Source organism: Paenibacillus amylolyticus, from assembly GCF_050990605.1.
GTDB lineage: Bacteria > Bacillota > Bacilli > Paenibacillales > Paenibacillaceae > Paenibacillus > Paenibacillus amylolyticus_H.
This window is the reverse complement of sequence record NZ_CP158832.1, coordinates 289,853-315,291: the sequence shown is the minus strand read 5'-3', so window position 1 is coordinate 315,291 and position 25,439 is coordinate 289,853. Positions and strand designations below refer to the sequence as shown.

Here is a 25,439-nt window from a genome sequence, read left to right as displayed (position 1 = left end):
ATACACTTTTTACCTGCGGATGATCACACCACTTCGTACTTCAGGACCCACAGAGATCTGGCGACCGTCTGTGTCCGCATCACTTTCTCGGCACACAATGCCTGCGGATTCGTGTCCTGTCACCATCAGAAGTCGACCATCCGCCCCCTTGCCCTGAATGCGCTCCAACTCCGCCCCTTTGCACTGGTGCAAATGAATTAACGGTCCTTCGGTAATCCGGGCGTTCAGTTCTGTAATCCGCAGATGCTTCGCTTGGGCACATTGAATACCTGTGCGGGCTTCTACATGGTATCGTTCAATGACTACGCCATCCAAAGGCAATTCCGGCAACCCACTTATGAGCAACGCAGTGTCCGCACCGGCACAGACCACATCCGATATTCGAATATCCCGGAACACCGGCGTCTCCTCGCTAATCTCCTGAGACAAGTCACTGCCCCGGGCAGACCCTTCCTGATTCGCATAGAAAAAGGAAAACGAGATGGCTTCCATAATGATATCTTTCATATATATACGCTCGATCTGAATATCCTCAACTACCCCACCGCGTCCCCGTGCGCTTTTGAAGCGAAGTCCAATATCCGTGCCGATAAACGTACAATCCGACACTCTCACATGCCGCACACCACCAGACATTTCGCTACCTATGACGAAACCGCCATGACCATGATACACGGTGCACTCTCGAATGGTAATGTACTCCGAAGCAAGACCCAGTTCACGGCCTTCTTCATCCTTGCCTGATTTCAGACAGATCGCATCATCACCCACATCGAATACACTCTTCTCCACCACCACATGACGGCAGGATTCAATGTCCAGCCCATCTCCATTCTGTGAAAACCACGGATTACGCACACTCACGTTACGAATGGTTACATGCTCAGATGCCCAGGGGTGCAGATTCCATGCAGGCGAGTTCTGGAACGTTGGACCGTCCAGCAGTACCCGTGTACATCTGCGCAAGCTGACCATGTTAGGACGCAAAAAGTCTCTGGCTTGTTCATAGGCCGCAACATCACGTACCTGCTCCATATGCAAACGATTTGCAATGGTACCACCTTCAAGTGCAGAGGCGGAAGGCCACCAGATTTCTTCCTCCCCACCCGATTGCTCTACAACACCACCGGAAGCGACCAATTGGTTCCATTGTGAAGTCGTTATTTTGGAGCGTTTTACCGGACGCCACGCTTCACCGCCACCATCCCATATCCCCTCACCGGTAATCGCAATATCCTCCAGTTGATCACCATCGATCGGGGATTGGCAACGCACCACCTGCCAGCCTTCGAAGCTGGATGCAATTAATGGGTATTGATCAAAATTTCGGCTAAACGTAACCAGCGCCCCTGCTTCCACATGTAATTCGATACGGCTGCGCATTACAATCGGACCTGTGAGCCACACCCCGGCAGGGATAACGATTCTGCCTCCTCCTGCTTCAGCACATGAAGCGATGGCAAGTCTGAACATCTCCGTATTATCGGTTACGCCGTCTCCAACAGCTCCATAGTCTGTAAGCTGAAAATCCTGAGCAGGAATGACAGGCAAATTGGCTTCATAAGCTCGAACATCGGACTGGGCACCTGCTCCTGTCGACATTGGGGAGTGATATGTATTCATCGTGCAGAATCATCCTCTCTACCTGTAATGGAAATGGAACCGTTATGAGATCAACTTTTCGTTTCTACTTTCTTTAGTTTACTTTCAGACAGATACTTCCTAGCTCCATCATATCAATGGCCTGATGCACTAGGTTGAGCTTTTTTGCCATGTACAGTTAGAACTTGATGGAATTTGTTTTTTATGATCAGAGTCATAAATGAAACATCATTTCTAGTATACTCTATACATCTATTCCAATGGTTGGTAAACCACTAGGAGAATAGATTCAATTTTCTGTCAGGATTCGTCACAAGAGATTTGATAACATAACAGCTATATAACACAATTACTGCCCATAGCCCTAGAAAGTCTATTACTTATGTCATGTTTTATCACAAACCAATTGCCATTAGCAGGATGAGTATGTATGATTAAATAACTAGTTTCAATTTATTCCTTATTATTCCTTTTACAAACATTCGTTGCAGAAAGGATGGGGTCTACTCTTGATTGAATTTAGGGGTGTCCAAAAGCATTTCGGTCATTTTCATGTCCTCAAGGATATCCATCTTCACATCGAAGAAGGAGAGGTTGTCGTCATCATCGGACCTTCCGGCTCCGGCAAAAGCACGTTACTCCGCTGTATTAATCGCCTGGAGACCATTACCGAAGGCGAACTTGTTGTCAGTGGGGTCCCTCTACATCAGAAAAAGGTGGACATCAACCTCTTCCGCCGTGACATCGGTATGGTATTTCAACACTTCAATCTTTATCCTCACAAAAAAGTCATTGATAACATTACCCTTGCACCCATGAAGGTGCGCAAACAACCCAAAGAACAGGCAGCCGCAACAGCAATGAAGTATCTGACCCGGGTGGGCATTGCCGACAAAGCAGACAGTTATCCCTCCCAGTTGTCCGGTGGACAGCAACAACGGGTAGCCATCGCCAGAGGACTCGCTATGGAGCCCAAAATCATGCTTTTTGACGAACCTACCTCTGCGCTCGATCCCGAGATGATCGGAGAAGTCCTCGATGTTATGCGTTCCCTTGCCCATAATGGCATGACCATGGTCGTTGTTACCCATGAGATGGGTTTCGCCCGCGAAGTTGCGGACCGGGTCATCTTCATGGACGAAGGCCGAATTGTAGAAGAGGCCACCGCTGCTGAATTTTTTGACAACCCCAGAGAAGAACGAGCACAGCAATTCCTGAGCCGTCTGATTCATCATTGAGAATAATCCAATATTCCATTTTGAAAGGGGTCTTTATTCATGAAGAAATTATTGAAATGGCCATCATTTATGCTTGTCCTCATTTTCTCGCTGGTATTGTCAGGTTGTAGTACAGGTACAGATACACCTTCGGCGAGCGGTGGTGGTGGTGGTGACGCCGAGGCGAAAGGCACAATTGAGCGGATTAAGGAACGTGGCAAGCTCATCGCCGGCGTGAAATACGATACGAAGCTGTTTGGCTTGAAAGATCCTGCAAGTGGCAACGTTGAAGGATTCGATATTGATATCGCCAAGGCACTCGCCAAACAGATCCTTGGAGATGAGACAAAGGTCGAACTGAAAGAGGTTACTTCCAAGACGCGTATTCCCATGCTGCAAAACGGAGACATCGACATCATCATCGCCACCATGACAATTACGGATAAGCGTAAGGAACAGGTCGATTTCAGTGATGTTTATTTTGAAGCAGGACAGTCCCTGCTGGTGAAAAACGACAGTGCGATTACCGGCCTGGAAAGCCTCAGCGGAGTGAAAGTGCTCGCGGTGAAAGGCTCCACATCCGCTCAGAATATTCGCGAGAAAGCCCCGGACGCTGAGGTGCTTGAATTCGATAACTATCAGGATGCATTCACTGCTCTCAAAGCAGGTAAAGGCGAAGCGCTGACCACAGATAACATCATCCTCATCGGCATGCAACAGACGGATAACAGCTTCCAACTGGTCGGTGGCAATTTCACAAGCGAACCTTATGGAATGGCCATTCGCAAAGGCGACACTGCCTTCGTGGAAGAAGTCAACAAGCTGCTCAAAAGCATGAAAGACAGCGGGGAATATGACACACTACATGAGAAATGGCTGGGCTCCAAGCCCGAGTAACCCCGATTAATGATGAGCACGCGGCGAATTCGTCTGCTGGATGCGATGCATGAGCAGACGTAATCGCCGTTTCTACATCTGGAGAACGGAGGCTTTGCCTATATGGGCACATTGGATTTCAACGTACTGATGCGACACTCGGATCGTTTTCTGGAAGGATTCCTGAATACCATTCAAGTGAGCATTATAGCTCTCGGTGGCAGCTTTATCCTCGGCGCGATTCTGGCGATCTTTCGGATATCCCCTGTGAAACCGCTGAACTGGATTGGCACGGCTTTTGTGGAATTTATCCGAAACATTCCCCTGCTGTTGGTTGTGTTCTTCTTCTATCTTGGACTGCCGGCACTAGGCATTTCGCTGGACGGATTTGTCTCCGGTACTCTGGGTCTGACCATCTACACCGCCGCTTTCATTGCCGAAGCGATCCGAGCGGGCATTCAGACGGTGCCGCGTGGACAACTGGAAGCCGCAAGATCCTCCGGCTTGTCCTATGTACAGGCCATGAATCTGATCATTTTGCCCCAGGCTATCAAGATTGTGTTGCCGTCCATTGGCAACCAGTTTATCAACCTGGTCAAAAACTCATCCATTCTCGCCGTCGTTGCCGGGATGGATCTCATGTATTTTGCCGACTTGGTCAACTCGGATACGTTCCAGCCGCTAAGTGTGTACACCATTGTTGCGCTGTTCTATCTGGTGCTGACACTACCACTCAGCTTTCTGGTGCATTATATGGAGCGCAGGTTCGGACAGAGCGATGCAGAGGCGCGCAGTACCAAGGGCAAACCGAAGAAGAACAAACCAGCCGGTCAGGTCAGCATGTAACAGATTGACCCATACATGCTCAGATTTTTAGGGAGATATACTGGCTTGTCCATGTGGTTTAAATGAGTACTGGATCGTCTGTGTTTTGCTGGCATTGGTGATCATGTCACAGTGCATATTGTAATTCACTGCTACGGTGCTTGAGTTGCTTTATACACAGTCCATGCCCCATCTATTGATCTTAGATATTCCATTCCTGCACACAGAAGGAGGCTAATAAAATATGGACTTTAGCGGGGCCTATGCGTGGCCCAACCTTCGTTTTCTGCTTCAAGGATTCTTGATTACCCTACAGGTCGCAGGGCTATCCATTGTATTCAGCTTCATACTTGGCACCGTGCTGGGTACCGTCCGGTTTACTCGCATCCCCATTCTGTCACAGATCGTAGCGGTCATCGTGGATACGATTCGGAATCTGCCACTACTGCTCATCATTTTCTTCATCCACATCGTACTTCCGCAGCTCGGGATCAAAATGTCCGTCTTCTGGTCAACGGTCGTTGGACTAAGTCTATTTGAAGGCGCGATGATCGCCGAGATCGTACGTAGCGGTCTGAAGTCTGTTGAGCGCGGTCAGGTGGAAGCTGCCCGCTCCTCGGGCCTGAGCTACATGCAGACTCTCGGTGGCATCATCATGCCACAGGCGCTACGCCGCATGTCCCCGCCGATGGTCAGCCAGTTCATCTCACTCCTGAAGGATACTTCACTGGCGATCATCATCTCTCTGCCGGAACTGATGCACAACGTGCAGATCCTTGGCGGCCAAAGTTTCGATTACATTATCCCGGCTCTGCTGCTCGCAGCCGTATTGTATTTTGCCATCAACTACGCGCTGTCCATTGTCGCAAGGCGACTTGAGGCACGGATGAATTGATAATCGGAGCGAGTAAGGCATGAAAGAATACGAAACATGAAGGAACATCAAGAAACCGAGTCCTCGTGATTGATTAGATATGATTAGGCAAGAAGGAAAGACCAAATGGATGAAAAGAATGAGAACGCCCCAAAGACTCTAAACCCATCTATGCAGTGGATTTGGAGTCTTTGGGGCTACAGTTATGCTCATCAATTCACGAGCTTCCCACCCATTTCTAACGAACGGAGGGAAGCTTATTTAGCTATTTCTGGGATACTTTCTAATCTAACGAATCGTAGACGCTCTATTCTTCCGATTCACCCCGCTTTTACCCCCTATTTCAGAGTTTTGAGCAGAATAGCTTCACTGAGATTCGTTACATTTTTCATTTCAGCTTATAGCCCCATATTAGAAGTCTCAGGTTCGTTAAAACTAATGCCATCCGCGAATTAAATAAACATCCACGCCACGCCCACTATTAATGATTCACCCCGCTCCCACGACTAATACTTCGTTCAATCCGCCCAACTTCGCCCACAATCAGCTCATCCGCTAGATCGCTGCTCCGTTGTGACGTAATTCCTCCTGTAGTAGCTCGATCGGCAGTTCCACCGGGTCCAGCTTCATCTTCACGGTTAGTGCAGCCGCTGTCCCTGCCGCTTCCCCGGTAGCCATACAGCTTGGAGTCAGCCTTGTTGTTGCATGCGCCTCATGTGAGGTGGAGATACAGCGTCCTGCCGCCAACAGATTTCGGATATTGCGAGAGATCAGACAGCGATACGGAATATCATACGCCCCATCCCCCTCTATAAAGGCAGCCACCACACCTTGACCCGAGGGGTCATGAATATCAATCGGATAACCGCTTCTGGCAATCACATCGTCAAATTTTCGTCCTGCAACCACATCCGCCTGGGTCAAGGCATACTTCCCAATGATACGTCTCGATTCACGAATACCAATCTGCGGTGCTACTGCCGAGATCGAAGCCCGTTCGAACCCTGGGACATCACGCTGCAAAAATTCAGCGATCATCAGCACCTGCTTCCGGCCTTCCTGTTCAGCAAAGGTCAGATCCTCGGCATCTGTCGCATCGAGTCCCTGCACCCGGGTACAATTAATCAATACCTCATCCTCTGCCGGTCCGGTAAAAAATAATACCTGGTCGCGATTAATCGGCACACCCGCTTTTTTCCATTGGGAATAGAAGCCGCTCACCCCGGTTAACGGAATGCTGTCCAACTCTGCAAAAGGCGTTTTCACATAGAAATCCTCCGGGTGCTCTTGCATGTATTGCTTCACGCGTCCAAGATCCACACCACGCATGCGGAATTTCATGGTCATTGGCTGAGACTGGTTATCGCCATCTCTCCCCTTTGCCACCGAAGCACCCGCAAGATAAGCCAGATCCGCATCACCGCTTGCATCCACGAATACGTTCGCCTGGAACTCCTTTCGTCCGGACTTGTTGGTCACTCGCACCGCTTCCACCCGATCATCCCCAACGACCACTTCATCCACGAAGCTGTGCAATAACAGCCGGACACCAGCTTCCTGCAACATCTCTGCCGCAACCACCTGAAAGATCGCTGGGTGGTACGGCGTGACGGTATGCACAAATCCAACCGTATCGCGCAAATGCCCGGGGGAGCCGCCACGCGCCTGCAATCGTTCAACGATCTCCTGCGCAATGCCTTGAATGACCTGCTCCCCACGTTCCGTATGGAAAGTCATCCAGGGATAGACCATAGCGGCTGTGGACATCCCACCCACGAATCCGTATCGCTCCACCAGCACTGTGCGGACACCCTGTCGTCCAGCGGCAATGGCTGCCGCTATACCCGCTGGACCTCCGCCCACGATAACGACATCTGCCTCTTCCTTGTTCATGCCCATCCGTTCACGCAAATGTTGTCCCTCCTTCGGTTCTATTGCACGTATTGCACGTATTCCACTTCCCTTCTTACTCCTTCAGTCCCGTCATAGCAACCCCCTCAATGAAGCGCCGTTGTGCCAGGAAGAACACAATTAACAATGGCAAGGTCGCCATGACGGTGGCGCTCATCAGATATTGCCAGGCTGTGCCGACCTCATCTGTAAACAGGGATAATCCAAGCGGCAGCGTCATTAGATCACGCGAGTTAATGAAAATCAACGGATCGAAAAACTCATTCCAGATCGTCACAAACGTAAAGATCGTCAGCGTAGCCATACCCGGCTTGGCAATGGGCAGCATAATTCGCGCGTATATTCGGAATCGGTTGCAGCCGTCGATCATCGCCGCTTCCTCCAGTTCCGTTGGCACCGTAATAAAGAACTGCCGCATCACAAAGATGCCAAACACACCACCCGCGCCAAATATCGGCAATAATATCAGCGGAAGGTGGGTATCAATCCACCCCAGTTGCCGCATGAATAGAAACATCGGAATCGCTGTCACCTCATGGGGAATCATCATGGCACTCAGCAGGATTAGAAATACCACATTACGTCCCTTAAACGGAATTTTGGCAAATGCATAACCGGCGAGAGAAGCAAAAAACACCGTTCCCATCACAACCACCGCAGAAATGTAGATACTGTTCCAATAAAAACGATGAAATGGAATCAATCGAAAGACATCGATGTAGTTCTGAAATTGAAACGTATCCGGTATCCACTGCGGTGGATAGGTGAATATGCTCTGGGGCTCCTTCAATGATGTCGATATCATCCAGATAAATGGCACAATCATAATGATGGATATCAGCGTCAGCAACAAATACGTCCCCAGGGTACTTCCTATCTTTCGCCCCGAAGGACTAGGCATCGCCTTCATTGAATACCCACCTCTTTCGGAGCTGCCATTGCAGCAGCGTCAGAATTAGCACGATGAAGAACAGCACATATGCGAGAGCAGAAGCGTAACCAAACTGAAATAATTTGAATGCTTTTTCCCAAATATAATAAACCAATACCTTGGTGCTGTTACTCGGCCCGCCCTGTGTCATCACATAGATCTGCCCAAATACTTTGAGTGAACCAATCACGGTCATCACCACAGTCAAGAACACCGTTGGTGTGATCATAGGCAGTGTAACGTGAAAGAAGGTTCCCCTTCTGCCCGCACCGTCCAAGGTTGCTGCTTCGTACAGTGAACGCGGTACCTGCTGAATGGCTGCAATGAACAGCACCATATTCAGACCTACATTTTTCAGCACACTGGTCACAATCACCGCAGGCATTGCCAAATCCTGATTGTATAACCAGGCCGGACCCTTGATGCCCGCCATCAACAGAAGCTGATTAATCAATCCAGACTCTGTCGCATACATCAGCTTCCACACGATGGCCCACACGATTAACGAAGTCATGACCGGAACAAAGATCGCTGTTCGGAAAATGCCGATCCCCCGCAGATTTCTGGATAGCAGCAACGCGAGCAGCAGGGCGAGCACAATATTAAGCGGTACCAGCCCCGCTGTGAAATAAACCGTATTGGCGAGCACTTTCCAGAACATGGTGTCTGTCATAATATTCCGGTAATTCTCCAGCCCGATAAAATGATGCTCCCCCAGCAGCGGCCAATCGGTCAGGCTCATGTATAATGCGAGCCCCATCGGAAACAACAGCAGCAGGGTAAACCCAAGCACCATCGGCGATACAAACAGCCACCCCGCGATCTGGGCTTCTCTGGCGAGCGGCCCCCTTCTTTTGCGCTTGTGTGAATGGGTCACAATCAGGCCTCCCCCTTTATATCCCCTGAAGCTGGGGTTGTTCTGGCATCGGAGTGCAAGTGTAAATATCCTTTAGTTCAACGGATTAATCCGCACGGTTCAGACTGTCCACCGCATTGCGGAACCCGTTCACAGCCCTTCGCAGCTGTTCCTCCGTGTTGCCTGTCACAACTGCTCCAAGCATAATCGCTTTGACCCCGGTATCGCGCAGCACCCGAACATCCTCCGGTACCAGCTTACGCTGGGAAGGAACCAATACCGGTACCTGGGCTTGCAAGACCAGACGGCGATACTTGAGCACATCCGCGAAGCTGAGCGGTGTACCATATTCTTTTCCAGGCACAATGGATGCCTCCAGAGCGGTGAAGCCGAAGTAAGCTGCCGATGTTACGAGGGAAGCATCATATTCCTCATTGATCGCAAACGTTGGGTCCAGCCCCAAGTCATTCAACATGAAGGATGGCAAGTGATGTGCATAGATGGAATAGAAATCAAAACCCAGCCCGGAAAGCCCCTCCACATCCTCCCTTTGTGCTCCATCTATACTGCCAGAAGGTACAACCCCAAGCGGACCACCAAACTCACTTCGGATCGCCCGAAACACCTCGGCGTACATGTCCAATGGACCAAAATGATTCCCGCTGGCGCGATGACCGACATTATAATGCACCTTCAGTGCATCAGCGCCCTCTTCCATGGCTGCCCGTGCCAAAGCAATATCATTCTCAGGCAGGCTGACCACCAGCGACAGCGGTTTCCGTTCAAGTAATTCTTTGAATTTGCCCATTGTTCTCACCTCCGGTTTCGATCAAATGATTTAGGGTTGCAACACACTTTGGATCTCTTCCTGCATTTGTTTCAGGTTATCCTCAGCTGTCGCTGTCTTTGCAAAGAGTCGGTCAAACCCCTGCAATACTGCATTGTCGATATCCTGCCAACGGATATGACCGGGAATTAAGCGCGCTTTTGGCATTTCATCAATGACCGCCTGCACGATATGCTCTTTGCTCGGGTTATTCGGCTGAAGAATGAATGCATCTGAGTTCAGAACAGAGGTACGCGGAGGCACAAAGTAGGTGGCTGTCGCCTGAATCCCCTGCTCACTGGCAAAATACTTCAACAGCTTCTTCGTTTCCTCTGGATGTTTGCTGTCGTTGAACATGGCATATCCGGCCTGCCCCAGCATCGGCACACTGCCTTGAGAGCCGGAAGGCATAGGAGCGATGCTCCATTCAAAATCCGTAATTTCTCTTGCTTTGGAAACATAGCTGTAATTATCAAAGAACATGCCCACATTGCCCGCATCAAAGCTGACCTGTTCGCCCGCCTTGGGGTGTGATTCATCGGTGAACATCATGCGTTCCAGCAGTTCAAAGGTCTGCACGCCATAGGCATCGTTCCAGGTGAACGTTGTCATGCCTTCGTCGAATGGACCGCTTCCATTGGACCAGGAGTAGGAGGAAAGCACCGCCCAGGTCTTCCAGTCGCGAAAAAAGTTGGCGCCATAGACTCGATTGGTCGCATCCTTGCTGGTAATGGCTTTAGCGGACTCTTCGAACTGTTCCCATGTCCATTGTCCTTGGGTAGCAAGTGCATTTGGATCAGTCAGGCCGGCCTTGTCGAACAGCGCTTTATTGTAAAACATGACCACCGGAGGTGTAGAAAACGGCAGCCCCAGCAGCTGATCGCCATCACGGAACAAATCTAATGTACTTGGAATATAATCATCCAGCTTAAACTGTGTATCATCTTTGAACTCGGATACATCGGCCAGAATGTGGTTGGACTTGAATTGCGGCACCATTCGCTCCGATACCCAGGCGAGATCGGGAAGAGAGCCTCCGGCGGCAAGCACCGAAATTTTTTGCTGGTACTCTGCGAAAGGTACGGATTCCATCGTTACTTTGATGCCTGGATTTTCCTTTGTGAAGTCATCGATCAACTTGTTGTACACATCCATATGCGCCTGATTGCCCCACATCATGAACTTCAGCTCGACCTCTCCATTCTCCCCGCCTACACTGCCAGATTCACTGCCGGAATTGGAGCTTGTGCACGCGCTTGAAGCCATCATCATGAGTATAAACACCAGTATCAGTCCTGCTTTTTTCATGTAAATCCCCCTTATGGACGTCGTGGTATACATGTGCTACCAAAGTATAACGAAAGCATCGTTCCCCCTGAAATCACGTCAACTACAGAAATGGTATGGTTTTTCAAGAGATACTGAATCGGTCTCGATATTCTCCTGCGGTCCATCCTACCTGCTGCTTGAACACCAGCATGAAGTGTTTGGGGCTCTGATGCCCGGATAACCGTGCCACATCATAGATTTTGAGACCCGTGTTGATCAGCAACCACTTGGCTCGCTCCATACGTGCCTCCGTGATGTATTCGGAATAATTGATGCCTATTTCATTCTTGAACAACTGGCTTAAATAAGTAGGGTTCAAGTTAACAAGATCTGCTATCGTCTGAAGTCGCAGATCTCCATCGGGATGTTGCTTGATGTGCTCCTTCACATCTCGGATAATCTTCCGCGTATCTCCACCAGCGTGTTCTGTTTTCCCAGATGGCTCCGGGATCGAAAGGGTTGAAATACCGTATCTGCGATCCAGCAGCAATTGAATCTTTTGTATGCATAATGCCAGTTCATAACGATCGATTGGCTTCAACAGGTAGTTCAACACTCCAAACTCCATCGCTCTGCGTGCATATTCAAACTCGCCATAGCCGCTAATGATGAGCATTAGCAATTCAGGGTACATGTCTCTGGCTTTGCTTACCAAAGTTAATCCGTCCATTTCACGCATGCGGATATCCGTGATTAACACATCCGGCACCTCACATCTCAGAAAATCCAGCGCCTCGGTACCGTTCGACGCTTCGCCCGTTACCTGAAACTGAGAAGACACTTGTACGATCAGCTCCCTCAGTCCCTGACGGATGACCGTCTCATCCTCTACAAGCAATACTTTATACATGCGCTTCAATCCCCTTTCGGTAGAAGTTGAATGGATATCGTGATTACCAGTCCCTGCCCGGGACTTCCATCAATGCTTAGGCTGCCGCCTTCCCCATAGATGAGGCGGAGCCTCTGGGCGATATTGTTAAGCCCCAGACTATCCCCGGCATGGCAACGTAATGCCTCATTGGAAGGCTGTTTTGATATGGACTCATTTAACTCGTCAATCTTTGCCTGAGTCATACCCTTACCGTTGTCTCGCACGCTAATAAGCAGCTCATGATCAAATTTCAAGGCAGATACCCAGATTACTCCTCCATTTTCCTGCCCTTCAATGCCGTGGTAGACTGCATTCTCCACCAGCGGTTGCAGAACCAGCTTAGGAATCAAATACTCCGTTATTGCTTCTTCGATGTCATAGATAATCTCTAACTTGCCGTCGTAACGTACCTGCTGAATGCGTACATAGGATTGTACAAAAGCAAGTTCTTCCCCAAGTGGGACCATCCGGTCCACCTTATCAATCGTATAACGCAGCAGCTTGCCAAGCGCCGTCACCATGTCCGATACCTCAGCATGCTTCTGGCGAATGGCCATCATATTAATGGACTCCAGTGTGTTGTATATAAAATGGGGATTCATCTGGCTTTGTAACGCTGACAACTCTGCCTCCCGCTCTTGAATGCCCAGCAGAAACACCTCATTGAACAGTCGATGAATCTCTTCCATCATTCGGTTAAATCCCCGGCTAATCTGTCCGAATTCATCACTGCTAAAGTGTGCTACACGCTGGCTAAAATCTCCCTGTTCCACCCGAATCATGTGGTGCTTTAGTCGAATCAGTGGCCGGGTGATACGATAGGATAACAGAACCGCCAGAATCGCTATACCCGCCATACATAACACTGCGAACCATATTGTGAAGGTGAGCATCTCACCTGACTCCTTTTGAATCACGGCAATAGGTGTAAGACTGATCACCGAAAGCCCGGAATAGCTGGAATGGTGTTGTACATAGAGATAGGGCTGCCCATCCAGAACAACTTTTTGGTTTCCTGCATAGCTTGGAAGCTGTCCATGCATTAGCAGCTGGTCGTACGCAGACATTCCTCCGGTTGAGGTCCGCTCGAAGAGAAGACGCTGCTTGCTGTCGACAATCATCAGGCTTGCCTCTTGCTCAACATTCAGATTGGATAACAGTTGGCCGAAGGTCTCCAGACGGATGTCAATCAGAATGTAACCCAATCGTTGGAGCGTTCCCGGATCTCGAAGCACTCTGCCCACCGATATATACGATTCTTGCTGACCGCCCGTGTAATAGCCGGGGTCATGCGGAGGAAGCAGGCGCCATGTCCCTTCGGAGTCGTTAAGTTCTGCAAACCAGTCATCCTGTCTGCTGTCCCATACCGGTTTGACCGCCAGCGAATCGAGATTGGAGAACAAAATACCGCTGTTGCTGATCAGGTGAATCCCCCGAATCTCGGGCCGGTCATAAGCTTGACCAGAGGTGTAGAGCTTCATTTTCAGATAATCCTCAGACCTCGCCCATGTACCCGACCCCATTGACGCGTTGTATTTATCCAGAATGCCAAGCACCATCTGATCGTATAGCGGCAAGAGCGACAACCGCTCCAAGTCCTTCAGCATCCGATTCAGATTGGCGTTAATCTGACGAACCAGTTCAATGGTGAACTGCTCGGTCTTGCGATCCATCGTCTGCGAGAAATGCCTGTAGTTCATCACTCCCTGCAAGCTTAGCGGCAGTAACGTCAGCCCCAGAAACAACAGGAGCAACTTGGTGCGCAAGTTTACTTTTTTTCTAAAATAGCCTTGTACCTTGTCCATCATTTCCGTTTATCCCTCCCTCTCCCGACCATTGTATGAGCCCCCTTCACAGATCAATCTGGATATAACTGGGGTCATCATATCCAGTTTTAAGGATCATTCGCTATCCTGCCAACTCTGGAATGGGTACGGAATTTCAAGTTATTCGCATGAGTTTCAGGCTGAACGCAAAAAAGCCGACTGTATCGCTACAGTCGACTACGCTATTTCTATAGAACACTAATTAGACCAAAAAACCGACTGCATTATGCAATCGGTTGTCTGTTCCTGAGTTGGCTTTTATATTTGAATCGATAATATTCATTAATAAGCTCGTCTAGTACCATGGACTGTCGGAGGACTTTGTTGTCCTGCATGCCATGATTCTCCGCCAAACGACTCAACTCATGCCTATTTCGTTCGATTTTATCTTTGATCTGCTTCGGTTCATTCATAGCATGCACCCCCTCTTTGTATAACATTTTAGGATACATTGCCAAAAAATTAACATTATATTCCTTTGCAGAATAAAATGTTTATTTACAAAGGTTTTCAAAGAAATTCAACCTTTTTCATACTTATATGTTGAACTAAGATTAAATTGTTAATAAAAAAAAGTATTCGGGTCCCGAATACTTTTTTTCTTATTTATTTCGTAATGAATTTGCTAAATACAACATTAACATCCCTACAAATATCAATAATATTCCTTCAATTTTATACGACCAGATCTCTGAGTGTATAAAACTACCAAAGATATCAGAGGTATCAGACTTTACATTTTGGTATTCTGCAAGAACCAACATAGCTTTGTCCATACCCCAATCAGTACTTTGAGCAATAAACTGAAATCCAATAACAAATAATACAAGTGAACAGATAAGGGCTACTAAGGAAATCATTTTACTTTTCAAATTTAAATTCTCCTTTGATAATACAATATTGGAAATGGGAACTTCAAAACTCAATTAAAGTTAAATATCATCTCAGTCTATTTCATGTTACGTATAATCTCAACAAATTCTATTTTCCACGTGATATTATTGCGAGTCATCCTAAAAATTAGAGCGCCCGATTTGATAGCAAATATGCCAAAATCACCTCTCTAATTATTTTTTTTACATTATTATCACTATTTTCATTAAACTAACAAAAATAATATTATGCAAATAAACTTATCATCAAAACAGGAGGTGTTATTATCTAAAATTATTCTTCAAACAAGGCAAAATCATCATATAAGACTTAATTAAGTCTATCTAGTTCTAGCCTAAATTAACTTGAGGAATATTTAATCTGACTAAAAAACTAAAGGAGATGCTAATCAAAATGATAAGAAAACTGTTAATCCCTTTATTGTCTTTAACCGTTACTCTTGGAGGCGTTTTTTATTCTACCCCTACCGTTAAGGCATCCGATAATCCGGAAGTAGCTGCTAAATTAGTTGTACAAAAATTTTTCGATACTATGTCTGAAGGGAATTTCGCTGAAGCTACAGAGTTAGTTGTAGACTTGAGATACCCAAGTAAAGAGAAACAAATCGCAAAATACAAACACTACAATTCTGTAAGTGACTTTGAATCGATGAAAATCATTGATGCACATACAGAGAATGAATCGACAGTTGTTGTAACATTTCAGGGTAACGTTTCGGGAGTTGAATCCAAAAACGAACTATATGTTAAAGAGTCTGAAGATGAATGGAAATTGATTTTAGGTGATGATGATCCCGCTACTGTAGCGGCCTTAAATGTACCAGAATTCAGTACACATGCTATGGTTGATTACTATTCTTTTACTGGTTTTAATTATGGAAGAGCTCACTATACCATTAACTCTTTTTCTACACAGGGTAATGCTGTAAGTCTCATAGGTTGGCAATATGCTAGCAGTGATTACCATGCAGATGTTTCTTATCAAGTCGCTCAAGATTCTTTTATCGGATGGAAAACATTCGGAAATGCTTCTTCTGTTTACGGTAACTATACATCCGCTGCAGGTGATCGTTTCACAATTTCTTTAACAGGTGTTCCCAAAGGAAATGATTATCACATTCGCATTGTGAATTGGGCACCAGTATCCGTTGATGGTGCAGGGAATGTTTATACTAATTAGAATTCATTAATCTAAATTGCCCACTCGGCACCTTTATTTCTAGCAAAGGTTACGAGCAGGGCTTTTTTATGCTTTCGTTAAGAATAGATACAACTTTATAAAAGATATAATTGTTGACCTTGAATTACTTGCAAATATATGTTAATTTAACTACATAGAAATACATAGTAGGTGGTGTATGAGTTGAAGAATGAGATGATTAAAGGATATATTGATGGCATTGTGCTCTCCATCCTGAGTCAAAAAGATGCATACGGTTATGAAATATCTCAACACATTAATCAAGTAACCGATGGGGCATTTCTGCTCAAGGAAGGTACGCTGTATCCTGCATTAAAGAGGCTGGAAGCCAATACTTACATTGAAGGCTACTGGGGTGATCAAGAAGGTGGGCCTAGACGAAAATATTACAGGATAACAGATGAAGGCCAACTTCGACTTGAAGCGATCAAAACCTCATGGGAACAAAATACACATATCATCAATATTTTCTTAGGAGGAACGGCGAATGGACATTCAATCTTATTTAGACCAAGTGTTTAAGAGAACCTTTTTATCCAAGCGAGAGCGCGATGAATTGGCTGAAGAAATGGCTACTCATTTACACTCTTCCAAAGAGCATCATATCAATGAGGGATGCACTGAAGAACAAGCCACCACAAAAGCTATAGCGTCCTTTGGCGATCCTATCAGCATAAGAACTAAACTGACTCAAGAGACTTATGGTCTATCAAGTAAACTGATCCTACAGTTTATAACCATGAGCTTGATCCTGTATTTAAGCTCCCTGTTCACAGGAGTAGCTCTTCATTATTATGATGTTCATAACAGAGTGGTCGAACTTTTCCCAATAGCCTTCATTACACTATGTGCCTTGAGCAGTGCTTTGCTGCTAACTCGCAAAAACATTGATCGTTGGTGTCTATTGTCAGTTCCCATTTTATTTGGATTAGGATATTTGCAGGCATATCTGGGTCTTTTCAAAAATATGTTTGGTGCCCTCGATTCATTTACGCTTTTTGAGAATTTATTTTTCAGCGGCGCTTATGACTTTTCAGGGCGCAGTAGCTTCATGCTTATTGGTGGTCTGATCCTAGCTGTTCAAACACTCATTTTGTTTGTTATCAGCAAAAATATCTACATCTCTTTGACGCCCTTTGCCTTCTCTATTTTGTATACAGTTTCTCATATGGTCATTTTCGGATCATATTATCTGTTCTTTGGGGATCATTTTAGTTCATCTATCACCAATGGATACAATGTTTTTGCCGCCGGTAACATTCAACGCCTCTCAGATATCGGTGTGAAATTAGGTATGTGTCTTGTATTGTTTTTCACTTTAAGTTCATTGAAGAAGCTGATCTTTAAATCTAAGCTTCAAGCTGGATGAGTTGGAATGACATATTATTTACCTTTTCAGGTTCATTCTAAAGGAATATCGATTATATTCATTAATCAGCTCATCCAACGCCATCGATTGCTCAAGCACTTTCACATTCGGGATTCCATATTGATCTACCAAGCGACTCAACTCTTGCCGACCTTGCTCGATCTGGTCTTTCAAGATACTTAGTTCCCTCATGGCATGTACCCCTCTAGGACATTCTAGAAAAACATTTAATATGAGTAAGCTATTTAGTTTCGCTAATGACTACAAGTGCTTTTTAGAACATAATATGTTTTGCATAATATTGTAAAAACAAATCTTTAGAAAAGGCATTGCGCTCTGTCTAATCCCTTTTCAAAACACAAAACAGCCTACCTCAAAAGCAGATAGGCTGTTTGTTTTATTTAATATTTATCGTCTTAAATAATTGTGAATACGTCTCTTGCTGAGACAAACTAGCTTGCTGTCTATAAGTTCCGTATAGATCTACACACTTTACTAGCATGTGATCGTCTTGAATCTCTTATTTTTCAAGTGTTTTTCAATATAGGAACTTATATTGGACATTTTCTTCACCGTCCCTTCTTAGATATTTCATTATCAAAAAGTTGGTGTGCTTAACTTTTCTATTACATTTTTGTACTTTTTCATTTGTGATTCATTGGCTTCGCTCTTATACTCCCCATACAAATCTAAACATTTAATACACATCAGGTCATCTTTACTTGAAGAAGAGAGTTCTAAACACATGAGTAAGGCATCAATCCCAAGTAAGTAATTACGTTGTTTTATTTGATAATATCCCAATTCATAGTAAAAATCTTGATACCCGTGGTTTAACATTTGATCGTTATAACCACCTTTAAAGTGCATGTCTGTATTAAACAATTTGATCTGGTTCTTAAATCTATCTAAAGCAAAGTCAATGTTAAAAGAATACTGATTAGCTGCTTGCAAAATATTAACGAATCCAGCTAATATTTCTGATGGGTTGTTTTCGATATAATCCAAATAAGAATCGATTACATTTTCTTGACCAAGCATTAATTGGGAGGCATATTGATTCCCTTCCCCCCATACTCGGAACAAATCTATTATTTGTTGATCCTCTTGTGTAGGATTCCCAAGCTCAACTATTTCCAAGTATTTTTCTGTATACTTTAGGACATTTTCATATTCCTTACGGGCATCATAAACGCTTGCTATTAATAAGTGTGCATAGGCTACATATGTAAAAAGAGGATAGGCTGTTAGCCTTCTTTTATTTTTTCGCCTACGAGATTGAATTTTTAATTGGAATTCTGCTTTCCGTTCCAGTTCCCGTGCCCATGTGTCGACCTTGTCCCACAAATGTATCGTCATATACACGTTAGCCAAGTCTTTAATTGCATCCAATTGCACTTCTTCATTTAATTTATCAATATAAGGTTCGAACTTTACTGCTGCATTGAGATTGTCAAATTTACTCAGTGTTTTATGAAGCAAGAAAATGCGGTACTGGCAAAGGGCCAACCGCTCCGAGTGTTGATACTTCTCACTACCGGCCACACATTCATATATAATGAGTGCAGATTCATTGGTGCTTTTATTATAGAGACTCTCTGCCACATTAAATAACTCATCAATATAGGATTGATCATCTGTTACATGAGTAATGACTTGTTGTATAATATCTAGCTTACCAAGTTCAGCACAACGAAATAAATACGGTTCTAATCGCCTCCAATGGGGCGCAGATTCAATAAAACATTCAACTCCATACATTTCATAAAAGTACCCCTGTTCCAAACCCATTGCTGATGTGATTTGGTCTAGTTGATTCATTGACATAAGTCTGGTTCCTCTGATGATCGCACTTAACGTACCCACATTAATGTCAGTAATTTTCTGAAAATTGCTGTAGCTTATATCCCTTACTCTTCAAGTAATCTTCAATATAGGAACGTATATTGGACATTGTCTTCATCGTCCTCCCCAGATGTTATACTATCGAAAAGTTGGTACACTTAACTTATCTATTAGTTTTGTATACTGCTCTTCCTGGGTCTTACTAGCGAAATTTCTGTATATTCCGTACAAATCAATGCATTTGATACACATCATGTCATCGTTACTTGAGACACACCGTTGTAGACTAGTGATTAGATCATCAATCCCTTGATCAATCTGGTTTTTATTCAATCCATATTTTGCTAATTCGTAGAATAAGCGTATATATCTAAAATTTGATGCCTGTTCGTTATATGCTCCTTTTACTTTTACATATTTCTTTGTTCTAATCTCGTTTATCTGATTTTTGAATCTATTCAGTGTGTAGTCAATATTGTAAGAGTACTGATTGGCAGCTTGTATAATATATACGAATGCTGTTGAGATTTCCTCATGATTAGCATCTAGGTAATCCAGATAATTATTCAGGAACTCAAAATCACCTGATAGTATCTTGTACAAATATCGATTTCCCTCCGCCCAACCCTTGAACAGTCCTATTAGTTCTTGTTCTTCTCCAGTTGGATCTTTAACATTGTTCACTATATCCTCATAAATATCTGTGTACTCTAAAGCTTCTATATATTGCCTACATTCTCCAGATACATGTGCCTTGTGCAGAATGGCATAAGCTTTATAAGTGAAAAGAGGATAAAAAGCAACTCTAGGTTTCCTTTTCCTTCTTAAGGATTGAAGATGAATTTGTAAGTCAGTTCTTCGTATCGACTCCTCAGCCAACTCAAAAACCTTATCCCACAGATTCATTGTGCTATACAGGTTAGCTAAATCTTTAAGCGCATCCAGTTGCATTTCCTCATTCAATTTATCAATATAGGATTCAAACTTTACTGCGGCATTCATGTTAATGAGTTTATTCAGTGTTTTATGAAGCAGGAAAATACGGTACTGACAAAGGGCCAGCCGCTCCGAGTGTTGATATTTCTCACAGTCTGCCACACATTCATACAGAATAAGAGCTGCTTCTTTTAATCCTCTAGCAAAAAAGCTCTCAGCTACATCAAATAACTCTTCTATATATGATCGATCGTCCGTCACATGAGTGATAACTTGTTGTATACAATCCAGCTTACCAAGTTCTGCACACTCGTATAGGTATGGTTCCAAACGTCTCCAGTGGGGCGCAGATTCAATGAAGGACTCTACCCCGTAACTTTCATAAAAAAAACCTTTTTCTAATTCCATTACAGAAGTGATCTGATTCAGTTGGTTCATAGACATCGGCCTGCTGCCTTTAAGAATGGCACTTAATGTCCCAACGTTAATTCCAGTAATATCGGAAAAGTGCTGCAACTTGAGATCGTTATCTCTCATGTATTTCTCAATATATACTCTTACTTTACGTACCGATTCCACTTTCTCACCTCCGTCATTCGAATCACTTATAATTCAATTACATATAATAAATGTTATTTTAATCCTGTATTTTACATCGGTCAATCTATGAAAATACAAAAAAGCTTACTCTCGTTACTTGAAAGTAAACCTTTTTGAAAATTTAATATATCTTTTCTGTTATAGTCTTCCTTCTCCATGCGTTACAGACATTATTTGTGTAATAACATCACTATCCAAATTAACTAATTGATTTATATTAATAATCATTATGCTAAGCAAGATTACATAGAAGATCTTCTTTTTTTTCATAAGATTTCTGAACCTCCATCATGATAAGTTTGTACTGATGCTCGATTTCAGCCGTACCCATGTTTTTGTACTTCTCATACAGGGAAATACAATGAATGATATCTGTTTGATTGTTAAATCGTACAGACTCTCTCAGACAGTGCATAAGTTGCTTCAAACCCTCTGGATATTCATGGCGATTTAAGTGATAGAGAGAACGTTCCAACAAGAATGCTGCATAAATTTCATTTTTCATCTGCTCAGTGTACCCTTTTAAACAGTTAATTTCCGAGTTAATTCGATCGCTGAACCTATTCAAAATATCATCAATATTTTGATCAAACTTATTAGCTACCTCCAAAATATTAATTATCGCAGGTAAAATTTCCTCTTCATTTCTTTCAATAAATTCCACATATGCAGGTAAAACGTTTTGATCACCCATCATCAATTTATATAAGTAAGTATTGGCTTCCGCCCAACCAGCAAATTTATCAATAAAAATCTGATCCTCTTCATCCGGTTCAGAGACTTTAGCAAGCTTGGCATAGACTTCTGTATAGAGCAAAGCTTCTTCATAACGTCCCTGCTTCTCACATGCCGATGATTTAAGCAAATTGGAATAAGCTCTATATACGAATAAAGGATAGGCAGTAAGTCTATCGCTTTTATTTATTTTCTTCTTTGTATACGATTGTAAAATTTTTGTTTTCTGATCTAATTCTTCAGCCAGATCAAAAGCCTTGTCCCGATATCGAAGTGAAGCATACGTATTCGCCAAATCCTTAATCGCATCCAGTTGCCGTTCCTCATCCAGCCGATTAATATATGGTTCAAAATGTACGGCTGCACGAAGATTCTCATGCTGGTCCTGACCTAGAGACAACGTGAAGATGCGATACTGACACAGAGCCAGACGTTCCGAATGTTGATATTTCTCACACTCCGCCACACATTCGTACAACATCCGTGCAGCCTTCGTCTGTCCACGTTCAAGCATGCCTTCGGCCATTTCGAACAACTCCGAGATATACGAGCGATCATCCGTCACTTCCTGGATAACCTTATGAATACATTCCAGCTTGTCCAATTCAGCACAGCGTTGCAGGAATGGTTCCAGTCTCCTCCAATGAGGTGCCGATTCCACGAAACATTCAGCCCCATAAATCTCGTAGAAATACCCCTCTTCCAGCTTCATGCCTTGGGTAATCAGATCCAGTTGCGCCATAGCGATGGGCCGAGTCCCCTTAATAATTGCGCTAAGCGTTCCAGCGTTAACTCCCGATATATCGGCAAAATACTGCAGGGTGTACCCCTGTTTCCTGATGTAGTCCTCAATATATGAGCGTATCGTAGTTGTAGGTTCCATGTATCCCACCTCCACAATGAAAATCCATAATTTTGAATTTATATGATAAGCACAATTTTAATCCTAAATTTTACAGCGGTCAATAAAAATCGTGGCAATTCCCTTCACATTTATGCAAGGAGGCCTCGCTGTTCCTGCTTATAGAAAAAATCCATTAGAAGAATCCGTGAGAACGTGATACATTTAATTCAACTTACATATCCTACTATTTCAATGGGATTATACGACACAGATACTATCAATTCAGTTCGAGGAGAAGGTCAGATGAAATTTGCCTTGTTTAGTCTCATGATGAATCTGCCTAATGCCGTAACCGGGGAAGCTCTGACAACTCAGCAACCACACGCATTCGGTTACTAACCACCGTCACTGTTCTTAGTATACTTGATCCAGTCCGGGTTGCCGAGGATTATGCTACGTTGGATCAATTATCGGGCGGACGGCTGGAGCTGATCATCGGGAAAGGCAATGACCCTCGGCACTATCCGCTGTTTGGCATACGCGAAGAGGAACAATGGGACTCACTCGATGAACGCTATCATTTGCTAAGACGGCTGTGGTCTGAAGAGAATGTACCCTGGCAGGGAACGTATCGCCCTCCGCTTGATGGAGTGACCATGCCATATTATGAAGCGTTCCATGCCACCGCTGCCGCACAGCATAATCAGTCGCCCTTCACCGATATCTGGAGGATAACATTGCACGAGGTCCTGCGTTAATCGGCAGTCCGGAGCAGATCATTGAGAAAATTCTGGACTATCATGCCGCTTATGGACATGGGTGATTCCTACGAATCGCCCTCTTCCCTCTTCCTCCCACTTGTATCGTGACTATCCCTATATCTACTTGGACTGAATGCCTTCCAACAATGAACGGAGCATCAGATCTACAAACGCATCATCCATCGCTTCCCCCGTCACTAACATACGATAGAACACCGGCCCATAGATCAGATCGATGTATAATCCAATGTCTGTCCCACTCTTTAATTCGCCGCGCTCCACACCCTTCTCCAGAATTCCCCGAGCTTCACGTCGACGTGGTTGGATGTATCTTGTACGGTATTCTTCGGCAAGCCCTTCATCCGACTGCCCTTCCCCAATAATCTGTGTAATCACTTTTCCTTCCCGACTGGTCAAAAAACGAACCAGATTACTCGCATGTATGCGTATATCTTCCAATACCGAGCCTGTATCCGGTACGGGTAATCTTGCCGTTGCGGCAGACATATATCCGTCCATGATGACAGCGCCTTTGTTCGGCCACCATTTGTAGATGGTCGCTTTGCTCACCTGTGCACGTTCAGCAATCTTCTCGATCGTAACTGCCCCGAATCCGTGCTCCAACAACAACTCATAGGATGTTGTAAGAATGGCATTCTGGGTTTCCATGTTACGCGGACGTCCTCTTTTGGCAGTCATCTGGATACCTCCTGGATGTAAAAAATATATTTTATCATCAGTAATATTCATAAAAACGATACGTTCATTATACTAAAATGCATTGCGTACACACAATTCACTCTCCGCTCATTTTTATATCCTCATTTAAATTTTCATTAAAATATGTTTAGTCTATTTACAATACTAAACGTTTAGTTTATTATATGCTTTAATTAGTGAACACAACGTTTAGTAATTAACATTTTAAACAGCACCCGTTGATCTATCTGGAATATCGAATTTTCAATACGAATATGAAATCTGTGGAGGATGATTAAGATGGATATGAGACAACAAGTGAAGAAGGCACCTGTACCTGCCTGGATTATTTTTTTGCTGGCATCCGCTTGTGGATTGATCGTGGCAAACCTGTATTATGCTCAGACCGTTATCGGACCGATTAGCATGACCACGGGCCTTTCTTCTGCCGCTGCCGGATTGATTGTAACGTTGACACAGATTGGCTATGTCATTGGTTTGCTGTTTATCGTGCCGCTCAGTGACATTATTGAGAACCGGCGCCTCGTCGTGCTTTTCCTGATTGTACTGGTCGGCGCCCTGATTGCTGCGGCTTTCTCGCCTACAGCTGTTGTATTTCTGACTGCCTCTCTATTCATTGGTATAGGTTCTGTTGTCGCTCAGATTCTGGTGCCCTATGCAACATATCTTACTTCCGAGGAACAACGCGGACGGGTTGTTGGCAATGTAATGAGTGGTCTGTTGCTGGGCATCATGCTGGCTCGTCCTGTCGCGAGCTTTATCACCAGCCTCTTTGGCTGGCAGACGGTCTTTGTATTCTCCGCCATTGTCATAACACTTCTCATGCTGCTCCTATCACGTGCTCTTCCTGCTCGCCAGCCTGAACCCAACTTGAAATACGGGCAATTAATCGTGTCCTTGGGCACACTGTTCAGAACGATGCCGTTGCTGCGCCGCCGGGCGTTCTATCAGGCCAGTCTGTTTGGTGCTTTCAGCTTGTTCTGGACCACGGTTCCGCTCAGACTCGCTAACGATTTTGGCATGTCACAGCAAGGAATTGCCTGGTTCGCCCTCGCTGGTGTCGGAGGTGCTATTGCCGCTCCCATTGCCGGGAGACTGGCTGATCGCGGACTAACACGTATTCTGACGGGTGCTGCCATGGTGATCGCTGCTGCTTCGTTCGGTCTTGCTTATGTGTTCCAGAGCCACTCCACATTTGCATTGATCCTGCTTGTGATCGTGGCGATCACACTGGATATGGGTGTCTCGGGAAATCTGGTGCTGGGTCAACGCATCATTTACTCCTTAGGAAGTGAAGCGAGGGGGCGTGTGAATGGCATATTCATGTCGATCTTTTTTGTCGGCGGTGCGATTGGTTCATCCCTTGGAAGCTGGTCTTATGCTAACGGAGGCTGGAGTCTCACAACGCTGATTGGCCTGATCATGCCGCTGCTCGCTTTGGTGTATTACTTTACGGAAAAGAAAGCGGTAGTCGTCAGCAACGAATAGAATGAATATATCGCACTCTCCGAATAACGGAATAAGGGCAAAGCTAATCATCAAGATTAGCCTTGCCCTTATTGTGGTAGTAATCGCTTGGCTCTCTGTGACA

Annotated in this window: 23 protein-coding genes and 1 pseudogene; 9 read left to right on the top strand and 15 right to left on the bottom strand. The window is 44.9% G+C overall.

The window, feature by feature from the left end:
* Nucleotides 1-9 precede the first annotated feature (9 nt).
* Nucleotides 10-1,623, bottom strand: coding sequence for a glycoside hydrolase family 28 protein (locus ABTV53_RS01500; protein WP_433749824.1), 1,614 nt, complete (start codon nucleotides 1,621-1,623; stop codon nucleotides 10-12).
* A gap of 464 nt (nucleotides 1,624-2,087) precedes the next feature.
* Between ABTV53_RS01500 and ABTV53_RS01495 the strand changes: the two genes are divergently transcribed.
* The 4 genes from ABTV53_RS01495 (at nucleotide 2,088) to ABTV53_RS01480 (ending at nucleotide 5,415) form a co-directional block, all read left to right on the top strand.
* Nucleotides 2,088-2,840: an amino acid ABC transporter ATP-binding protein gene (locus ABTV53_RS01495; protein ID WP_433749821.1), complete on the top strand. Its 753-nt coding sequence runs from the start codon at nucleotides 2,088-2,090 to the stop codon at nucleotides 2,838-2,840.
* A 39-nt stretch (nucleotides 2,841-2,879) separates the two neighbouring features.
* Entirely contained in the window at nucleotides 2,880-3,716 is an 837-nt protein-coding gene (locus ABTV53_RS01490; RefSeq protein ID WP_433749818.1) for a transporter substrate-binding domain-containing protein, read from the top strand.
* A gap of 102 nt (nucleotides 3,717-3,818) precedes the next feature.
* Nucleotides 3,819-4,541 (top strand): amino acid ABC transporter permease, encoded by a 723-nt coding sequence (locus tag ABTV53_RS01485; RefSeq protein WP_433749815.1) that lies wholly within the window; start codon nucleotides 3,819-3,821, stop codon nucleotides 4,539-4,541.
* A gap of 223 nt (nucleotides 4,542-4,764) precedes the next feature.
* A complete protein-coding gene (locus ABTV53_RS01480) occupies nucleotides 4,765-5,415 on the top strand; it encodes an amino acid ABC transporter permease (protein WP_433749812.1) in 651 nt (216 codons plus the stop codon).
* 534 nt (nucleotides 5,416-5,949) lie between these two features.
* Here ABTV53_RS01480 and ABTV53_RS01475 read toward each other — a convergent pair.
* The 9 genes from ABTV53_RS01475 to ABTV53_RS01435 all read right to left on the bottom strand — a co-directional run bounded on the left by ABTV53_RS01475 (nucleotide 5,950) and on the right by ABTV53_RS01435 (nucleotide 14,816).
* Nucleotides 5,950-7,287, bottom strand: coding sequence for an FAD-dependent oxidoreductase (locus ABTV53_RS01475; protein ID WP_433754001.1), 1,338 nt, complete (start codon nucleotides 7,285-7,287; stop codon nucleotides 5,950-5,952).
* Between the two features lie 73 nt (nucleotides 7,288-7,360).
* The gene (locus ABTV53_RS01470; protein ID WP_433749809.1) at nucleotides 7,361-8,215 is read right to left on the bottom strand and encodes a carbohydrate ABC transporter permease; all 855 of its coding nucleotides are present in this window, start codon (nucleotides 8,213-8,215) and stop codon (nucleotides 7,361-7,363) included.
* Complete coding sequence (locus ABTV53_RS01465) at nucleotides 8,199-9,113, bottom strand: carbohydrate ABC transporter permease (protein ID WP_433749806.1); 915 nt, start codon at nucleotides 9,111-9,113, stop codon at nucleotides 8,199-8,201. Before ABTV53_RS01465 ends, ABTV53_RS01470 begins: the two co-directional genes overlap by 17 nt.
* 85 nt (nucleotides 9,114-9,198) lie before the next feature.
* On the bottom strand, nucleotides 9,199-9,900 hold the full coding sequence (locus ABTV53_RS01460) for a hypothetical protein (RefSeq protein WP_433749803.1): 702 nt from the start codon (nucleotides 9,898-9,900) through the stop codon (nucleotides 9,199-9,201).
* Nucleotides 9,901-9,930: 30 nt separating this feature from the next.
* Complete coding sequence (locus tag ABTV53_RS01455) at nucleotides 9,931-11,226, bottom strand: ABC transporter substrate-binding protein (protein WP_433749800.1); 1,296 nt, start codon at nucleotides 11,224-11,226, stop codon at nucleotides 9,931-9,933.
* Between the two features lie 103 nt (nucleotides 11,227-11,329).
* Nucleotides 11,330-12,097: a response regulator transcription factor gene (locus ABTV53_RS01450; protein ID WP_433749796.1), complete on the bottom strand. Its 768-nt coding sequence runs from the start codon at nucleotides 12,095-12,097 to the stop codon at nucleotides 11,330-11,332.
* A gap of 5 nt (nucleotides 12,098-12,102) precedes the next feature.
* Nucleotides 12,103-13,926 carry a sensor histidine kinase gene (locus ABTV53_RS01445; protein ID WP_433749794.1) on the bottom strand — a complete coding sequence of 608 codons (1,824 nt, stop codon included), beginning with the start codon at nucleotides 13,924-13,926 and terminating at the stop codon, nucleotides 12,103-12,105.
* A gap of 242 nt (nucleotides 13,927-14,168) precedes the next feature.
* Nucleotides 14,169-14,357, bottom strand: a complete 189-nt coding sequence (locus tag ABTV53_RS01440; protein WP_433749791.1) for a Spo0E family sporulation regulatory protein-aspartic acid phosphatase — start codon at nucleotides 14,355-14,357, stop codon at nucleotides 14,169-14,171.
* 189 nt (nucleotides 14,358-14,546) lie between these two features.
* Complete coding sequence (locus ABTV53_RS01435; protein ID WP_433749788.1) at nucleotides 14,547-14,816, bottom strand: hypothetical protein; 270 nt, start codon at nucleotides 14,814-14,816, stop codon at nucleotides 14,547-14,549.
* 415 nt (nucleotides 14,817-15,231) lie between these two features.
* Here ABTV53_RS01435 and ABTV53_RS01430 point away from each other — a divergent pair, with 415 nt between their 5' ends.
* From ABTV53_RS01430 to ABTV53_RS01420, 3 genes are all read left to right on the top strand, one after another.
* Nucleotides 15,232-16,017, top strand: a complete 786-nt coding sequence (locus ABTV53_RS01430) for a hypothetical protein (RefSeq protein ID WP_133386966.1) — start codon at nucleotides 15,232-15,234, stop codon at nucleotides 16,015-16,017.
* A gap of 174 nt (nucleotides 16,018-16,191) precedes the next feature.
* The gene (locus ABTV53_RS01425) at nucleotides 16,192-16,560 is read left to right on the top strand and encodes a PadR family transcriptional regulator (RefSeq protein ID WP_237177740.1); all 369 of its coding nucleotides are present in this window, start codon (nucleotides 16,192-16,194) and stop codon (nucleotides 16,558-16,560) included.
* Nucleotides 16,526-17,407: a permease prefix domain 1-containing protein gene (locus ABTV53_RS01420; RefSeq protein ID WP_433749785.1), complete on the top strand. Its 882-nt coding sequence runs from the start codon at nucleotides 16,526-16,528 to the stop codon at nucleotides 17,405-17,407. The genes ABTV53_RS01425 and ABTV53_RS01420 overlap by 35 nt, the downstream gene beginning before the upstream one ends.
* A gap of 18 nt (nucleotides 17,408-17,425) precedes the next feature.
* On the opposite strand, the gene ABTV53_RS01415 is transcribed toward ABTV53_RS01420, so the two are convergent.
* The 4 genes from ABTV53_RS01415 to ABTV53_RS01400 all read right to left on the bottom strand — a co-directional run bounded on the left by ABTV53_RS01415 (nucleotide 17,426) and on the right by ABTV53_RS01400 (nucleotide 22,406).
* Nucleotides 17,426-17,599, bottom strand: a complete 174-nt coding sequence (locus tag ABTV53_RS01415) for a Spo0E family sporulation regulatory protein-aspartic acid phosphatase (protein WP_433749783.1) — start codon at nucleotides 17,597-17,599, stop codon at nucleotides 17,426-17,428.
* A gap of 405 nt (nucleotides 17,600-18,004) precedes the next feature.
* On the bottom strand, nucleotides 18,005-19,234 hold the full coding sequence (locus ABTV53_RS01410) for a transcriptional regulator (RefSeq protein WP_433749780.1): 1,230 nt from the start codon (nucleotides 19,232-19,234) through the stop codon (nucleotides 18,005-18,007).
* 156 nt (nucleotides 19,235-19,390) lie between these two features.
* Nucleotides 19,391-20,767, bottom strand: a complete 1,377-nt coding sequence (locus tag ABTV53_RS01405) for a transcriptional regulator (RefSeq protein ID WP_433749777.1) — start codon at nucleotides 20,765-20,767, stop codon at nucleotides 19,391-19,393.
* 253 nt (nucleotides 20,768-21,020) lie between these two features.
* Nucleotides 21,021-22,406 carry a transcriptional regulator gene (locus tag ABTV53_RS01400; protein ID WP_433749775.1) on the bottom strand — a complete coding sequence of 462 codons (1,386 nt, stop codon included), beginning with the start codon at nucleotides 22,404-22,406 and terminating at the stop codon, nucleotides 21,021-21,023.
* A gap of 264 nt (nucleotides 22,407-22,670) precedes the next feature.
* Here ABTV53_RS01400 and ABTV53_RS01395 point away from each other — a divergent pair.
* A pseudogene (locus ABTV53_RS01395) lies at nucleotides 22,671-23,184 on the top strand (LLM class flavin-dependent oxidoreductase); the annotation flags it as partial.
* A 64-nt stretch (nucleotides 23,185-23,248) separates the two neighbouring features.
* Here the strand turns inward: ABTV53_RS01395 and ABTV53_RS01390 are convergent.
* The gene (locus tag ABTV53_RS01390; protein ID WP_433749772.1) at nucleotides 23,249-23,827 is read right to left on the bottom strand and encodes a TetR/AcrR family transcriptional regulator; all 579 of its coding nucleotides are present in this window, start codon (nucleotides 23,825-23,827) and stop codon (nucleotides 23,249-23,251) included.
* 300 nt (nucleotides 23,828-24,127) lie between these two features.
* Here ABTV53_RS01390 and ABTV53_RS01385 point away from each other — a divergent pair, with 300 nt between their 5' ends.
* Nucleotides 24,128-25,336, top strand: coding sequence for an MFS transporter (locus tag ABTV53_RS01385; RefSeq protein ID WP_433749769.1), 1,209 nt, complete (start codon nucleotides 24,128-24,130; stop codon nucleotides 25,334-25,336).
* Nucleotides 25,337-25,439 lie beyond the last annotated feature (103 nt).

Bases quoted from the DNA above. Each gene is read 5' to 3' on its own strand.
- ABTV53_RS01500 (WP_433749824.1), bottom strand. From the start codon at position 1,623: ATGAATACATATCACTCCCCAATGTCGACAGGAGCAGGTGCCCAGTCC.
- ABTV53_RS01490 (WP_433749818.1), top strand. From the start codon at position 2,880: ATGAAGAAATTATTGAAATGGCCATCATTTATGCTTGTCCTCATTTTC.
- ABTV53_RS01485 (WP_433749815.1), top strand. From the start codon at position 3,819: ATGGGCACATTGGATTTCAACGTACTGATGCGACACTCGGATCGTTTT.
- ABTV53_RS01480 (WP_433749812.1), top strand. From the start codon at position 4,765: ATGGACTTTAGCGGGGCCTATGCGTGGCCCAACCTTCGTTTTCTGCTT.
- ABTV53_RS01475 (WP_433754001.1), bottom strand. From the start codon at position 7,287: ATGAACAAGGAAGAGGCAGATGTCGTTATCGTGGGCGGAGGTCCAGCG.
- ABTV53_RS01470 (WP_433749809.1), bottom strand. From the start codon at position 8,215: ATGAAGGCGATGCCTAGTCCTTCGGGGCGAAAGATAGGAAGTACCCTG.
- ABTV53_RS01460 (WP_433749803.1), bottom strand. From the start codon at position 9,900: ATGGGCAAATTCAAAGAATTACTTGAACGGAAACCGCTGTCGCTGGTG.
- ABTV53_RS01455 (WP_433749800.1), bottom strand. From the start codon at position 11,226: ATGAAAAAAGCAGGACTGATACTGGTGTTTATACTCATGATGATGGCT.
- ABTV53_RS01450 (WP_433749796.1), bottom strand. From the start codon at position 12,097: ATGTATAAAGTATTGCTTGTAGAGGATGAGACGGTCATCCGTCAGGGA.
- ABTV53_RS01445 (WP_433749794.1), bottom strand. From the start codon at position 13,926: ATGATGGACAAGGTACAAGGCTATTTTAGAAAAAAAGTAAACTTGCGC.
- ABTV53_RS01440 (WP_433749791.1), bottom strand. From the start codon at position 14,357: ATGAATGAACCGAAGCAGATCAAAGATAAAATCGAACGAAATAGGCAT.
- ABTV53_RS01430 (WP_133386966.1), top strand. From the start codon at position 15,232: ATGATAAGAAAACTGTTAATCCCTTTATTGTCTTTAACCGTTACTCTT.
- ABTV53_RS01420 (WP_433749785.1), top strand. From the start codon at position 16,526: ATGGACATTCAATCTTATTTAGACCAAGTGTTTAAGAGAACCTTTTTA.
- ABTV53_RS01415 (WP_433749783.1), bottom strand. From the start codon at position 17,599: ATGAGGGAACTAAGTATCTTGAAAGACCAGATCGAGCAAGGTCGGCAA.
- ABTV53_RS01410 (WP_433749780.1), bottom strand. From the start codon at position 19,234: ATGTCAATGAATCAACTAGACCAAATCACATCAGCAATGGGTTTGGAA.
- ABTV53_RS01400 (WP_433749775.1), bottom strand. From the start codon at position 22,406: ATGGAACCTACAACTACGATACGCTCATATATTGAGGACTACATCAGG.
- ABTV53_RS01390 (WP_433749772.1), bottom strand. From the start codon at position 23,827: ATGACTGCCAAAAGAGGACGTCCGCGTAACATGGAAACCCAGAATGCC.
- ABTV53_RS01385 (WP_433749769.1), top strand. From the start codon at position 24,128: ATGGATATGAGACAACAAGTGAAGAAGGCACCTGTACCTGCCTGGATT.